The 12,075-nt window shown below is 57.9% G+C and carries 13 protein-coding genes; 4 read left to right on the top strand and 9 right to left on the bottom strand.

Annotation, left to right across the window (positions count from 1 at the left end):
* Nucleotides 1-213: 213 nt before the first annotated feature.
* The 3 genes from LEPTO7104_RS44040 to LEPTO7104_RS0127025 form a co-directional block, all read right to left on the bottom strand.
* Entirely contained in the window at nucleotides 214-615 is a 402-nt protein-coding gene (locus LEPTO7104_RS44040; protein ID WP_017301716.1) for an NB-ARC domain-containing protein, read from the bottom strand.
* Nucleotides 616-633: 18 nt separating this feature from the next.
* The gene (locus tag LEPTO7104_RS37465) at nucleotides 634-1,440 is read right to left on the bottom strand and encodes a TIR domain-containing protein (RefSeq protein WP_017301715.1); all 807 of its coding nucleotides are present in this window, start codon (nucleotides 1,438-1,440) and stop codon (nucleotides 634-636) included.
* A 609-nt stretch (nucleotides 1,441-2,049) separates the two neighbouring features.
* Nucleotides 2,050-2,304, bottom strand: a complete 255-nt coding sequence (locus LEPTO7104_RS0127025) for a helix-turn-helix domain-containing protein (RefSeq protein WP_017301714.1) — start codon at nucleotides 2,302-2,304, stop codon at nucleotides 2,050-2,052.
* Nucleotides 2,305-2,573: 269 nt separating this feature from the next.
* Between LEPTO7104_RS0127025 and LEPTO7104_RS35570 the strand changes: the two genes are divergently transcribed.
* The 4 genes from LEPTO7104_RS35570 to LEPTO7104_RS0127005 all read left to right on the top strand — a co-directional run bounded on the left by LEPTO7104_RS35570 (nucleotide 2,574) and on the right by LEPTO7104_RS0127005 (nucleotide 6,431).
* The gene (locus tag LEPTO7104_RS35570; RefSeq protein WP_017301713.1) at nucleotides 2,574-2,858 is read left to right on the top strand and encodes a hypothetical protein; all 285 of its coding nucleotides are present in this window, start codon (nucleotides 2,574-2,576) and stop codon (nucleotides 2,856-2,858) included.
* A gap of 120 nt (nucleotides 2,859-2,978) precedes the next feature.
* Nucleotides 2,979-3,449, top strand: a complete 471-nt coding sequence (locus tag LEPTO7104_RS0127015) for an ABA4-like family protein (RefSeq protein WP_017301712.1) — start codon at nucleotides 2,979-2,981, stop codon at nucleotides 3,447-3,449.
* Nucleotides 3,450-3,734: 285 nt separating this feature from the next.
* Entirely contained in the window at nucleotides 3,735-5,402 is a 1,668-nt protein-coding gene (locus LEPTO7104_RS0127010; protein ID WP_017301711.1) for an ABC transporter substrate-binding protein, read from the top strand.
* Nucleotides 5,403-5,405: 3 nt separating this feature from the next.
* The gene (locus LEPTO7104_RS0127005; protein ID WP_017301710.1) at nucleotides 5,406-6,431 is read left to right on the top strand and encodes an ABC transporter permease; all 1,026 of its coding nucleotides are present in this window, start codon (nucleotides 5,406-5,408) and stop codon (nucleotides 6,429-6,431) included.
* A gap of 65 nt (nucleotides 6,432-6,496) precedes the next feature.
* Here the strand turns inward: LEPTO7104_RS0127005 and LEPTO7104_RS35565 are convergent, their stop codons facing one another.
* The 6 genes from LEPTO7104_RS35565 to LEPTO7104_RS0126975 all read right to left on the bottom strand — a co-directional run bounded on the left by LEPTO7104_RS35565 (nucleotide 6,497) and on the right by LEPTO7104_RS0126975 (nucleotide 12,028).
* Nucleotides 6,497-8,521: an ABC1 kinase family protein gene (locus LEPTO7104_RS35565; RefSeq protein ID WP_017301709.1), complete on the bottom strand. Its 2,025-nt coding sequence runs from the start codon at nucleotides 8,519-8,521 to the stop codon at nucleotides 6,497-6,499.
* 657 nt (nucleotides 8,522-9,178) lie between these two features.
* Entirely contained in the window at nucleotides 9,179-9,565 is a 387-nt protein-coding gene (locus tag LEPTO7104_RS41880; RefSeq protein WP_264308751.1) for a transposase family protein, read from the bottom strand.
* Nucleotides 9,566-9,569: 4 nt separating this feature from the next.
* Nucleotides 9,570-10,073, bottom strand: coding sequence for a helix-turn-helix domain-containing protein (locus tag LEPTO7104_RS41875; RefSeq protein ID WP_017301707.1), 504 nt, complete (start codon nucleotides 10,071-10,073; stop codon nucleotides 9,570-9,572).
* Nucleotides 10,074-10,238: 165 nt separating this feature from the next.
* On the bottom strand, nucleotides 10,239-10,655 hold the full coding sequence (locus tag LEPTO7104_RS0126985; RefSeq protein ID WP_017301706.1) for a YciI family protein: 417 nt from the start codon (nucleotides 10,653-10,655) through the stop codon (nucleotides 10,239-10,241).
* Nucleotides 10,656-10,703: 48 nt separating this feature from the next.
* Nucleotides 10,704-11,144 carry a YybH family protein gene (locus LEPTO7104_RS0126980; protein WP_017301705.1) on the bottom strand — a complete coding sequence of 147 codons (441 nt, stop codon included), beginning with the start codon at nucleotides 11,142-11,144 and terminating at the stop codon, nucleotides 10,704-10,706.
* 152 nt (nucleotides 11,145-11,296) lie between these two features.
* Nucleotides 11,297-12,028: a DUF899 domain-containing protein gene (locus LEPTO7104_RS0126975; RefSeq protein ID WP_017301704.1), complete on the bottom strand. Its 732-nt coding sequence runs from the start codon at nucleotides 12,026-12,028 to the stop codon at nucleotides 11,297-11,299.
* Nucleotides 12,029-12,075: the final 47 nt, after the last annotated feature.

The following is a 12,075-nucleotide window of genomic DNA, read 5'->3' as shown; positions in this document are numbered from 1 at the left end:
GACAGCAGAAATCATCAATGTGGCAAAACAGCTCTTCTAGACTATCCATAGGGGGGCCTGCTGAATCATTTACGTGATATAGCCATAGTCACGTTGGTTAAGACATGTCTCCTATGACCGTTCAAACGTTTGAACGGTCATAGGAGACATGTCTTAACCAGACTGGCTACAGCTATATCAGCTTACAGAGCCCCTCCTTTCCTTATCCCGAACTCAGGTTACCCCTAGCTTGGCGGTCATGGTAGCCGCAGACTCGTCTTTTAGCAGGGCATAGGCATAGGTACGCATTTCATCTAGCTCGGCCTGCACCTCTAAAATGCTTAAGTCTTCATCTAGCTCCAGGTAGCGGCCCACCAGTTCCAGCGCTAGGGGCAAGCGACCTAACCGTGTACAAAGGGCGGTGGCATCGACCAATTGAGCATCAATGCGGTTTGACCCAACAATAGAGCGCAACAAATCAAGAGCTGCGTCTCGGTTGAGCACATCAATCTCAAGGCTGTCTATGCCCGAGAAGCGCTGCCGCGTAGTGAGCAATACTCGAAATTGCTCTGTCTGAGGCGGCAAGTAGGGCTGGATAGTGGCAAAGTCGGCCACATCGTCGTAAACGACCAACATTGCGGCTGGCGCTAGGGGCTATTGTGCCCACACGTAGGCCACCTGGTCGGCCAACTCACCCTCGGGGGTTGACATCTCAACGGTTTTTGCAAACCGGACAATCTGGCTGGCAACATCTTGATCTCTGGCTTGCAGCCAGCAGATACCGCCGGGGTAGGTGCCTTCGTCACGGTGATGCAGGGCATATTGCAGAGCCAGCTCGGTTTTGCCAATGCCCCCCATGCCACGCAGGGCAGTAATGGCAACGCGATCCGACTGATGGAGCCGGATGTGAAGGTTGTTGAGGTCGGTTTCACGACCCACAAACTCCACTGCGCCGCTGCGGGGCAGGTTATTGGGGGTAGAGGGCGCAGACGAAGGCTCAGCCAGTACCGCCTCTAAACTCTTAATCAGTCGCGCCATGTCGGGGTCAAAGTCGGGGTCGGCCCTGGCGGTGGTGCTGTTGCGGTAGGCCAGCGCCTGCAAGCTTTCGGGCAGTTCCTCGGCCTTGGGCAAGCGGGCGTTGCCTACCAGCACAGGAATAACAGGAATCTCACGGTTGAGAGCAGTCTCGATTTCTCGCCGTACCCAGTCGTCGGGGTGCTCAAGACGGCGATTGCCCTTAGTATCTTCAGCGCTTAGCCATTTGGGGCCAATCACCACCACCATCACCTGGCAATTGTCTAGCTCGGTGTTGATGTAGCCTCGAAAGTCGATACCTAGAGGAATAGACTGCACATCGCGAAAAATTTGCTCAGCCCCAAAGTAATCCACCAGGCGTTCGCGGATGTGCCCGGTGATATCGGCGCTGTCGCTGATGCGGTAGGAGATAAAAATGCTGGGCATCGGTGGCGGAGCTAGCGGCAGCGGCGGTCACGGGGCGGTTTGGTCAATCTTAACCTCAGTCTTCAGCCTCAAAGGGCGAGATTCCGAGCGGTTTACCCCAGGTTTCGAGTAATTTTCTCGGAACGCCGAGCAGATTTCTCCAAACGCCGAGTAATTTTCTCGAAGCACCGAGCACTTTTCTCGGCACGCCGAGCGATCTACTCCAGTTCCGAGTAATCTTCTCGGAATGCCGAGCACTTTTCTCGGCGCACCGAGTTATTTACCCCAAACGCCGAGTAATTTTCTCGAAAGGCCGAGCCTTTTTGCTGAAACGCCTGAAAACAGCCTGTAGGGTAGGCACCGCCAGCCCTGTCAAGGCGTCCCAAAGCCAGAGGTTTTAGCCCATTGAACTCTCCGAAAGCTTGATTAGGCGTAGGGTGCGTTCCCGGCCCTAGGCCAACTCGGCAAAGGTGAGGTGCGCTTTGCCCTGGCCGTAACGCACCGCTTACGTCAAGCGAGATACTCGATACAGTGAGCGGTGCATTGCGGCCCAAAGGCAGAATCTGTGGGGCTTTGCGCAGATTTGTAGGCCGGGAATGCACCCTACGGGTGGAGCTACCTCTGCCCAGCCTACAAAGAGACCCCTTCGCTGCCAGCAAAATCGTTGGGGATTTCATCCACCGATTGAACGTTCAAAACACTCATGAGAGCTTTCCACTGCTGAGGCGTTAACTTTGCCTCAGTTGCCCCGGCAATCCACCGTTGATACGTCCGCAGCGGAATCCCACAGTGAACAGCGAACTCAGCCTGGGACAGGTTCGTCCGCTGAATCCTGAGTTCTTCAATGGGCGAATCACTTTCCTGTGGGCGGCGGTCTTTTTTCATTTAACACAGATGACACGCCATATTGACGTATCGACCCTTGGCACGTCATAATGGCGTATGTAAGTCGATGGCAGCACCAGCTCCACCTATGGGGGCGTTCCTGCTGTCGTGCCCCATTCTACCGTTACCGATCATGTTCTTTTGCCATCTGCATGTGCGGGGGCCAGTTTTTGCTGCCTGTGGGGTCGATCGCCAGTCACAGGCATAGATGTTGCACTGGGCGCAAGCATTGCGCCCCGACGAAATAACCCTCGTTAAGGAAGCTTGAAATGCTGCAAACTCAATCGTTTTGCTCGCCCCCGGCAGTGGAGGCGGCCCAGGCTCTGCTGCTCAGAAACCCGATCGCGGTGGTCCGCCACCGTCGCCTGCGCCACTACCTGGTTGGCCCGCCCGACGACGCCCAGCACGCGATCGATCGCCTGCACCTGCTGGGCTACCTGGAGCGGGTGAACTGGAGCCACGCGATCGACATTCCTGAAAATGGCCTGATCATTCGCCCCGATGCTGGCGACGTGTTGCGCTACAGCCAGCGCCAGCGCCCCTATCGCTGGTAGGGTGAGCTTTACCGAGCGGCCCTGAGCGAACCAGGCGCATGAATCGGGTTGCGCTTCGCGGCGGCGGGAAACTCTCTACACTAATGAGGAAACGTTTAGAAAATCACCAACTCCGCCCCTATGACCGTCGATGCCCCTCTGCTAGACCTGCTGTTTACCGGTGCCAACCTGTTTGTGCTGCCCTTTTGGACGCTGATGGTGCTGGTGCCCAACACCAAACTCACCCGCACCGTGATGGGTTCGCTGCTGCCCTTCGCCGCGCTGACCGGGCTGTACCTGTTTCTCTTTGTCACCAGCTTTAGCAATGTCGAGGGCATCGAAGGCCTCTCCGACCCCAACCTGGGCCTGAGCGACCTGGCCGCCCTGTTTGCCAACCCCCACGTCACCGCCACCGGCTGGGTGCACTACCTGGTGTTTGACCTCTTTGTGGGCCGCTGGATTTACTGGCAGGGCCAGGAAAGCGGCGTCTTTACTCGCCACTCCTGCGCTCTGTGCCTGTTTGCAGGTCCCCTGGGGCTGCTGTCGCACCTGCTGACCGATGCCCTGTGGAAGCGGTTTGCAGGAGGGAATGTGGGGGAGGCGGTGGGGTGATGGAGTGATGGGGTGATGGAGAAGGTAGGGGAGGTGGGGAAGGTGGGGAGGATGGAGAATGCGGAGGTCTGCGATAGTTTGGAAAATCCAAAATCCAAAATCCAAAATCCAAAATCCAAAATCCAAAACTCCCCCATCCCCTCATCCTCCCCATCTCCCTCATCTCCTCATCCACCCATCCACTCCCTCACTCCCCCACCCATCCACTCCCCTCACTCCCCCACTCCCCCTAATGCCCAAAGGGTGATACAACTATGCCAATGTTGGCCAGTTAGATAGAACGTGATGAACTCCCTGGTGTCGTGGTTCGAGACTCAAAAGCGATTTTGGATGCGTCGCCCGTGGCGGCGGGGATTGCAGTTTGTGGGGCTGTTTGGCCTTTGTGTTGCGATCGCGATCGGCTGCGCTGGCAATAATCAGCCCGCCGCCGAGGCCCCGGCGGATGCGGGCAATGGCCGCATTACCATGGGCACAACGCTGACGGCCCGCACCCTCGACCCCGCCGATGCCTACGAGACCTTCCCCGGTATTTTGCTCTACAACCTGGGCGATCGCCTCTACACCTACGAGCCTGGCACCACAAAGCTGGTGCCCCAGCTGGCCACAGAGCTACCCACCGTCAGCGCCGACGGCCTCACCTACACCATTCCCCTGCGGGACGATGTCACCCTCCACGACGGCACCCCCTTTACCGCCGACGTGATGGCCTTTTCCATTCAGCGGTTTATGGAAAATGGTGGCCGCCCGGCCTACCTGCTGTCGGACAAAATTGCCAGCGCCAAGGCCACGGGTGAGCACGAGCTGACGCTGACCCTCAAGGCCCCCTTTGCGGCGTTTCCGGCCCTGCTGAGCTTTTCGGGCGTCACCCCGGTTTCGCCCGAGAGCTATGAGATTGGCGCCGGCAGCTTTAAGCCCGACGGCTTTGTCGGCACCGGCCCCTACAAGCTGGCCTCCTTCACCAGCGACTCGATCAAGCTCGACGCCAACGAAAATTACTGGGGCGATGCCCCCGCCAACCAGGGCATCGATATCCAAATCTTTACCAGCCCGGCCAACCTCTACAACACGTTTAAAACCGGCGGTTTAGACGTGGCCTACCAAACCCTTGACCCCGAGCAAATCACCTCCCTGGAGAAAGACGCTGGCTCCGGCGGCTGGCAGGCGATCGAGGCGGGCACCAACGTGATCAACTACATGTCGCTGAACCAGAAGATCCCGCCGCTAGACGAGGTCAAAGTGCGCCAGGCGATCGCCGCCATGGTCGATCGCCCCCTGCTCAACGATCGCGTTTTTCAGGGCCAGGCTGAACCCCTCTATAGCCTCATTCCCGCCAGCTTCGACATTTCCAAACCCGTTTTTAAAGACGCCTACGGCGACGGCGACTTTGCCAAGGCCAAAGCCCTGCTCACCGAAGCCGGGTACTCCGAGGCCAAGCCCCTCACCCTGGAAATTTGGTACCCCTCCGCCTCCACCACCCGCAGCATCGTCGCCAACACCCTGAAAGAGTCGATCGAAGCGGGGCTGCCCGGTCTGGTCACCGTCAATGTGCAAAATACTGAAGGGGCCACCCTCTGGGAAAATGTCGGCAAGGGCATCTACCCGATCATTCTCTCCAACTGGTACCCCGACTACTACGACCCCGACACCTTCATTCAGCCCTTTTTGAGCTGCGAAAAGGGCAGCAACAACCTCTGCGAAGAAGGCCCCTCCCAGGCCAACGGCTCCTTTTACTACAGTCCCAAGGCCAACGACCTGGTGGCCAAACAGCAGGCCGAGCAAGACCCCGCCACCCGGCAGCAGCTCATCGCCGACCTCCAGCAGATGATGGTCGACGATGTGCCCTACATTCCCCTGTGGCAAAACAAAGACTACGTGTTTGCCCAGGAGGGAATCGAGGGCGTGAGCATTGAGCCGACTCAGCAGTTTCTGCTATGGCAGATCAAGCGAGGCTAACCCATGTCCCGCTCCGCCGCCCTGCGCTACTACGTCTTCACCCGGCTGCTGCTGGCCCCGCTGATGATTTTGACGATCACGACGGTGGTGTTTCTTCTGCTGCGGGCCACGCCGGGCGACCCGGTGGATGCCCTGCTGGGGGCGCGGGCTCCGGCGGCGGCGAAGGATGCGCTGCGATCGCAGCTCGGCCTCGATCAGCCCCTGTTTATTCAGTACTTGACCTACTTGGGGAACCTGTTGAGGCTCGACCTGGGCTCATCCCTCGCCACCCAGGGACAAACGGTGTGGCAAATTATTCAGGCCCACTTTCCGGCCACGGTGGAGCTGACCGTGTGCGGCATGCTCGTCGCTACGGTGGTGGGTGTCGGTGTCGGTGCGCTGGCCGCCTCGCGGCCCAATTCACCGCTCGATGCGGGCGGGCGGCTGTTTGGCATCATTACCTACGCCATCCCCATGTACTGGTTTGGCATGATTTTGCAGCTCATCTTTGCGGTGCAGCTGCGCTGGTTTCCGATCGGCACTCGCTACCCGCTGCGGGCCGCGCCCCCCGCTGGGCCAACCGGGCTATACCTGCTGGATAGCTTGCTTTCCCTGGATCTAGGAGCCTTTTTCACCACCCTCTACTACCTGGCCTTACCCAGCCTCACCCTGGGCATTCTCATCAGCGGCGTGTTTGAGCGCATGGTGCGGGTCAACCTGAAGCAGACCCTGGCGGCGGACTACGTAGAAGCGGCCAGGGCGCGGGGAATTCCCGAACGGCGGATTGTGCTGGTCCACGCCCTGAGAAACGCGATGATTCCGGTAATTACGATTTTGGGGCTGACCTTTGCCGCCATGCTGGGCGGGGCGGTGCTGACGGAGGTGACATTCTCGTGGCCGGGGCTGGCCAACCGACTGTACGAGGCGATTAGCCAGCGCGACTACCCGGTGGTGCAGGGGCTAATGGTGTTTTTTGGCATGATTGTGGCTGTTATCAGCATTGCGATCGATATTCTCAATGCCTACATCGACCCCCGTATTCGCTACTAGAGGTGGGGCACCGCGTGCGTTTTGTATTGTCTGGGGCTGGCATGGGAACGGCGCAAACCGCCCCCCTAGCTCCCGGCGCGGGAAGGGGTGAGCTGAGGCGGTCCCGCAGGCTCCTCTTCCAGCAGCAGGGTGCGAATCAGTCGGGCCAGCCCGCGCTGGGCCAGCCCCGCCACCACCTGCTGCCCCATGGCCTGGGTTTCGGGCTTAAACAGCAGGGTCGGAATGCGGGCCGCCACCTGGGCCGCGTCGAAGCCGGGGGTGTCTTTGAGAATATCGAGGATGCGGCGGAGGTTGTCGATATCGCTGGGGGCGGCGGGGGCGGCGGGCGGTAGGTCGCTCTTTAGGCCCAGGCGGCGCTGCACGGCGGTGGTGAGGTTTTGGACGGTGGACTGGCCAAAGCTGTCGAGGCCGTTGACTAGCTCCGAGACAATGCGATCGCGCAAAAACGTGCCCCGATCCGAAAACAAAAACTCCAGGGTCTGGTCAATCAGCCGATCCATGTCGTAGTCGTCGCTGTCGCGGGCGTTGCGCAACAGGTTTTCCAGCCGGTTCCAGCGAAAGCTGCCGTCTTTGAACAGCAGGTCTTGCAGGGAGTTGCGCAGCTCCGGCGACGAGTCGGTCAGCAGCCGCTTGGCCACGTAGGGGTAGGCCTTGCTCAGCACCTTGAACTCGGGATCGACGTTGATGGCGATGCCCTCCAGCGTCACCAGGGAACGGATGATCAGGGCGTAGTAGGCGGGCACCCGGAAGGGGTACTCGTACATCAGGGCCGAAAATTCGTCGGTGATGCTCTTGAAGTTCAGCTCGGCGACGCTGGCCCCCAGGGCGTTGCTAAACACGTTGGCCAGGGCCGGAATGATCGGCGTCAGGTCGGTGTCGGGGGTGAGAAATTCGAGCTTCACGTAGTCGTTGGCCAGCCCCTCGAAGTCGCGGTTGACCATGTGCACCACCGCCTCAATCAGGCCGTAGCGCTGGTAGGGCTTGACCTCGCTCATCATGCCGAAGTCAAGGTAGGCGAGCTTGCCGTCGGCCATGGCCAGCAGGTTGCCGGGGTGGGGGTCGGCGTGGAAGAAGCCGTGCTCTAGCAGCTGCCGCAGCGAGCACTGCACGCCCACATCGATCAGGTGGGTGGCGTCGATGCCCTGGCGGTTGAGCTTGTCGATGTTGGTGAGCTTGGTGCCCTCAATCCACTCCATGGTGAGTACCCGGCGGGCGGTGTACTGGGGGTAGATGTGGGGCACATAGATATCGGGAATGTGGCCGTAGAGTCTGGCAAAGCGCTGGGCGTTTTCGCCCTCGTGGGTGTAGTCCATTTCCTCGAAGATGCGCTCGCCAAATTCGTCCATAATCGCCACCAGGTCGCTGCGAATCTGGCTGATGCGGTTGGTGGCAAAGCGGGCCAGGCCCCGAATGATGTAGAGGTCGAGGGCAATGCGCTGGGCCAGACCGGGGCGCTGCACCTTGATGGCGACCTCTTCGCCGCTGTGCAGCTTGCCTTTGTACACCTGCCCCAGGGAGGCGGCGGCGATCGGGTCTGCGGACAGCTCAGCGTAGATTTGGTTGGGGGGGGCGCCCAGCTCTTCTTCAATGAATCGGTAGGCGATCGCGTTGGCAAAGGGCGGAATTTGGTCTTGCAGGCTGGTCAGCTCTTCGAGAAAAATTGGCGGCACCAGGTCGGGCCGGGTGGAGAGGGCCTGGCCAATTTTGATGTAGGCGGGGCCGAGCTTGGTCAGCATGTCCCGCAGCTGGGCGGCGCGCTGAGCTTCCTTTTGGGCGCTGCGTCCGGCCCGGCGATCGAGCCAGAGCTGGGCAAAAAAACCAATCAGCGGCAGAAAAATACCCACAAACCGCGCCCACACCTGAAACGGACGGCGGCGGTAGTGGGCCGCGATCGCCTCGGGGTCGTAGCCAAACTCTTCGAAGGGGTCCTGCGGCTTGGTGGCCAGGGTGCGCGGCGGGGTGGGCGCGGGCAGCGGCTCGGCAACCACGTCCTCCGTCACCGCAATCACCTCAGCGTCAATAATATCGATGGAGCCACCGAAGGGTTGGGCCAGCGTCTGGGCCGAGGTCTGGGTGGTGTCTAATGCCATAGCGCGCTCAGAGAAGAGGATGGAGAACCGAGGAACCCTTAGACCGCAGCCTAAACCGCTCCCGTAAACTATTGTAACGGCTTGGCTCCCGAATCCCCGGTGGTGTCCTCCCTACTTCTCCCTATCGGATTCCGCCAATGGAGCGATATTTTGCGATTCTGCGCAACTAAAGCTCTCTAGCAATAGCCACGCTGGTTAGGACATCCAGAAACTCTATGAACGTTCAAACGTTTGAAAGTTCAAACGTTCACAGGAGACATGTCTTAACCCAACTAGCTACAGCTTTATGCCCGCCTAGCGGCGATCGCCATTCACCAGCAATCCCTGTAACCCGTTCCCAGGGATCGCAGGGATTGAGGAATTTTGAGTGAAGAAATGCCCGAACCTGCCGTGGCGATCGCAGGTGTCGGTCCAATTGACAGACAGGCCTCCGAAGAGCATTCCAGCGCAGAGCATAGGAACGAGGGGCCGGTATTCAAACCTAAAAGACATCTCCAAGTTTTGAAACCCTTGTTAGAAAAGGATTTCAGCGATCTGTATTGTAAGCCGACTTGGCCACTTGTCACGAGGATTAGGGGGTTGGAGCCGCTCATCAACTAAAACTCAGAGAAAAAAGTCCATTTGGAAAGGGCACTATCATAACGGGTTGTCTTCAGTTTAAGGTAGCACTAAAGCCCCTATTCTCAACCTGACTAGCCCACAAATGACCTTCATCACGAATGGATAGCGCTTCCCTCTTAATCGAAAGCGTTGTTGGGCGATTCTAAATATCTTGGTCCCACGAATAACATGTTCAACGTAGATTCGTTTTTGAGCAAATGCCTTATTTTCTTCTTTCTCCTCAGGCGTTAATTTCCGTTTCTTTGTTCGCTTATGAGGAGTTACGATATTAGCCTCCCCCTGGTATCCAGTATCGCCTCTAAATCGTTGTCTTGGGCTAAACTTAGATTGCGCCTCACGAAACTGAGAAATATCGCTTTTAGGCCCCGGTTCACCCAGGATTACATCAACGATATCTTTTCTTTTTGGCAAAACAATATACATACTCTTAAATGTGTGTTTTTTTATATCCTGAATAGTACGTTTCCTGTTCCTTAGAGCCTGTAGGCCTCTCCCGCTCTTGCTCTGAGCTATCAATAATCAGTTCGTGCTGTTCCAGTACTTCCTGCGCAAGGGCCCAGTCACTGTCCCGATCTTGAAGCTGAGCGAAGAGACTTTCTGGAAGTAAATCGTGAAAAATAGGTAACCAATCATTAAAGATGTTGTGGGCCGTACTTTCACTGACGTCGAACAGCAATCCCAACATCTGGAACGTGAGGTGCTGACGCAAATAGGTGAGGGTTAGTATAATCTGTTCAGCATGTGACAGAGATGCCTTACGACCACCGCCTTTAGCAATCAGTCTGGTTTCAGATTGTTCCTTTTGAATCTGGATATCTTGGTGCCTTTGTTTAGCTTGACCGATAAACTGCTGTAAGTCTTGATAGCTGATACCAAGCATGCGTTTGGTCTCTTTGGGATGTGCATTTACATACTCAAGAGGATTTGCCATGGCTGAATAAAAAAGCAACTCTTCTATCTAGCATGGCGCATAATTCGTTTTTTGGAGATGTCTAAAGGGTGCGCTGGAGAGAAGCCCAGCGCACCCTATGGCGTTGTTTGATGAGAGCTACCCAATGAGAGCTACCCAGTCAGGGTTGCCAACAACCGCTCGGCTCTACCGCTGCTTTTCCATCTCGGCCCGCAGGCGGTCTTCCTGCTGGCGCAGCTCTGGGGTAAGCGCTTCGCCAAAGTCCTCTGCTTCAAAGATGGGCCGAATCTCAAGTTCCCCCTCCTGAAAGGGGCTGCGCTTGACCCAGGCAACGGCCTCCTCGATCGATTTCACCTGCCAGATCCAGAAGCCCGCAACCAGTTCTTTGGTTTCGGTGAAGGGGCCGTCGACGACAGTGCGATTACTGCCCGAGAACTGCACCCGCACCCCTTTGGAGCTGGGATGTAGCCCTTCCCCCGCCAGCATTACGCCTGCGCTGACGAGTTCTTCGTTGAACTGGCCCATCTCGGCCAGAAGGTCTTCGGTGGGCATTGCCCCGGCTTCAGACTCGGGGGTGGCTTTGACTAGAACAATCACTTTCACGGTAAGGTCTCCTGGTTGGTGGTCGAAGGGTTAGGGGTTGAGGTTGAGCTAAGGGTGGGCGCAGTCGCCGTTGCCCTGGGGGGCGAAAGGAATTGAAACATGCTCATGGATGATCTGCCATTCGCCCTTGTGCCGCTGGCAAGCAGCGGTAAGCCGTAGCCACATCTGCGCCGCCGGATGGTCGGCAGCGATGCCGGTAAAACGAGAAATCCAGTGGGCCAGGGCCAGATCGCCGCTGATGGTGAGCCTGAGTTCCTGCTGTTCCATGCCAGCGATGGGCGGCATGTAGGGCAAGCTGGTCTCCCACATGTGGCGGCAGGCCTCGATACCGTTGATCGTGAGCGGTGGCTTCATGTCGAAGAGGACGATATTGGCCGCATAGTGGGCCATGATCTGGTCGAGGTCTTTGGCGCAGATGGCGCGGGTATGGGCATCGATGAGTTGATGAATCTGGGCTTCGCTTTGGGTTTTAGTCGGGGTCATGGTCATGGTTGTAAATCCTCGTGAATGGGTGGTTAGGGCTGGGCGTAGGGGGCGTAGGGGCGTAGGGGCGTAGGAGCGCAGAAACGCAAAAACGCAGAAACGCAAAAACGCAAAAACGGTGGAGATATTTCAGCCTGCGAGTACTGGGCGGTGTGAACCTATCCGTAGGTTGGCTTTTGGGGCCAGCCGGGGGGCGAGTCTTCAAAGTCTTCTTGACGCCCGTAGGGAGTGATATCGAGCAGGCTGTAGCTGTCGGTCAGGCCTTCAACACCTCTGCCGTAGGTGGAGTAGGTGTGAAAAACGTCGTCGTCAATACGAAAGAAGACGCTCATGCCGTGGCTTTCGCCCGCCATAGCATTAGATCCTTCCGGCGAGCTTTCTAGCTCCGACTGGCTGCGGTAGTTGTACTCCGTCGGTGCGACGGACTTGTCCTGGGTGACGTGGAAGTCGTAGTTGAAGTCGGTGCCAAAGCTGGAGAACCAGGGCCAGCTCCAGCGCTGGGCAGCCCTGTAGCGTTCCAGCTTTGGCAGCGGCGCGCGGGAGATGAGTACGAAGGTGGTGTTGCGATCGCCCAGCAGACTCAGGTCGCCCAGGGCGTTGACCAGCCCGGTACAGCCCCTACAGCCCTGCTCCCAGGCGGGGTCGAACATGAAGTGATAGACGATCAGCTGGTGGCGACCTTCGAACAGATCGAGCAAGCTGGTTTTGCCTTCGGGTCCGTCGAAGGAGTAGGGTTTTTCGAGCTTGACCATGGGCAATCGCCGCCGCTGGGCGTTGACGCGATCGCGCTGTCGAGTCAGTTCTTTCTCTGCGGCTAGAAGCGCTTTTCGCTCCGTCAGCCAGAGCGATCGCGAGACTATGGGCGGATGGGCAAGGGTGGTACTTTGCATGGTTGGGTCTCCTTTGCTTGTATGACCGTTCGCTAGAAACGGCCTGT

This window comes from Nodosilinea nodulosa PCC 7104, from assembly GCF_000309385.1.
GTDB lineage: Bacteria > Cyanobacteriota > Cyanobacteriia > Phormidesmidales > Phormidesmidaceae > Nodosilinea > Nodosilinea nodulosa.
This window is presented reverse-complemented; position numbering and strand designations above follow the sequence as displayed.

Coding starts and splice junctions, on each gene's coding strand:
- LEPTO7104_RS44040 (WP_017301716.1), bottom strand. CDS start 615: ATGTTGGTCGTTTACGACGATGTGGCCGACTTTGCCACTATCCAGCCC.
- LEPTO7104_RS37465 (WP_017301715.1), bottom strand. CDS start 1,440: ATGCCCAGCATTTTTATCTCCTACCGCATCAGCGACAGCGCCGATATC.
- LEPTO7104_RS0127025 (WP_017301714.1), bottom strand. CDS start 2,304: ATGAAAAAAGACCGCCGCCCACAGGAAAGTGATTCGCCCATTGAAGAA.
- LEPTO7104_RS35570 (WP_017301713.1), top strand. CDS start 2,574: ATGCTGCAAACTCAATCGTTTTGCTCGCCCCCGGCAGTGGAGGCGGCC.
- LEPTO7104_RS0127015 (WP_017301712.1), top strand. CDS start 2,979: ATGACCGTCGATGCCCCTCTGCTAGACCTGCTGTTTACCGGTGCCAAC.
- LEPTO7104_RS0127010 (WP_017301711.1), top strand. CDS start 3,735: ATGAACTCCCTGGTGTCGTGGTTCGAGACTCAAAAGCGATTTTGGATG.
- LEPTO7104_RS0127005 (WP_017301710.1), top strand. CDS start 5,406: ATGTCCCGCTCCGCCGCCCTGCGCTACTACGTCTTCACCCGGCTGCTG.
- LEPTO7104_RS35565 (WP_017301709.1), bottom strand. CDS start 8,521: ATGGCATTAGACACCACCCAGACCTCGGCCCAGACGCTGGCCCAACCC.
- LEPTO7104_RS41880 (WP_264308751.1), bottom strand. CDS start 9,565: ATGTATATTGTTTTGCCAAAAAGAAAAGATATCGTTGATGTAATCCTG.
- LEPTO7104_RS41875 (WP_017301707.1), bottom strand. CDS start 10,073: ATGGCAAATCCTCTTGAGTATGTAAATGCACATCCCAAAGAGACCAAA.
- LEPTO7104_RS0126980 (WP_017301705.1), bottom strand. CDS start 11,144: ATGACCATGACCCCGACTAAAACCCAAAGCGAAGCCCAGATTCATCAA.
- LEPTO7104_RS0126975 (WP_017301704.1), bottom strand. CDS start 12,028: ATGCAAAGTACCACCCTTGCCCATCCGCCCATAGTCTCGCGATCGCTC.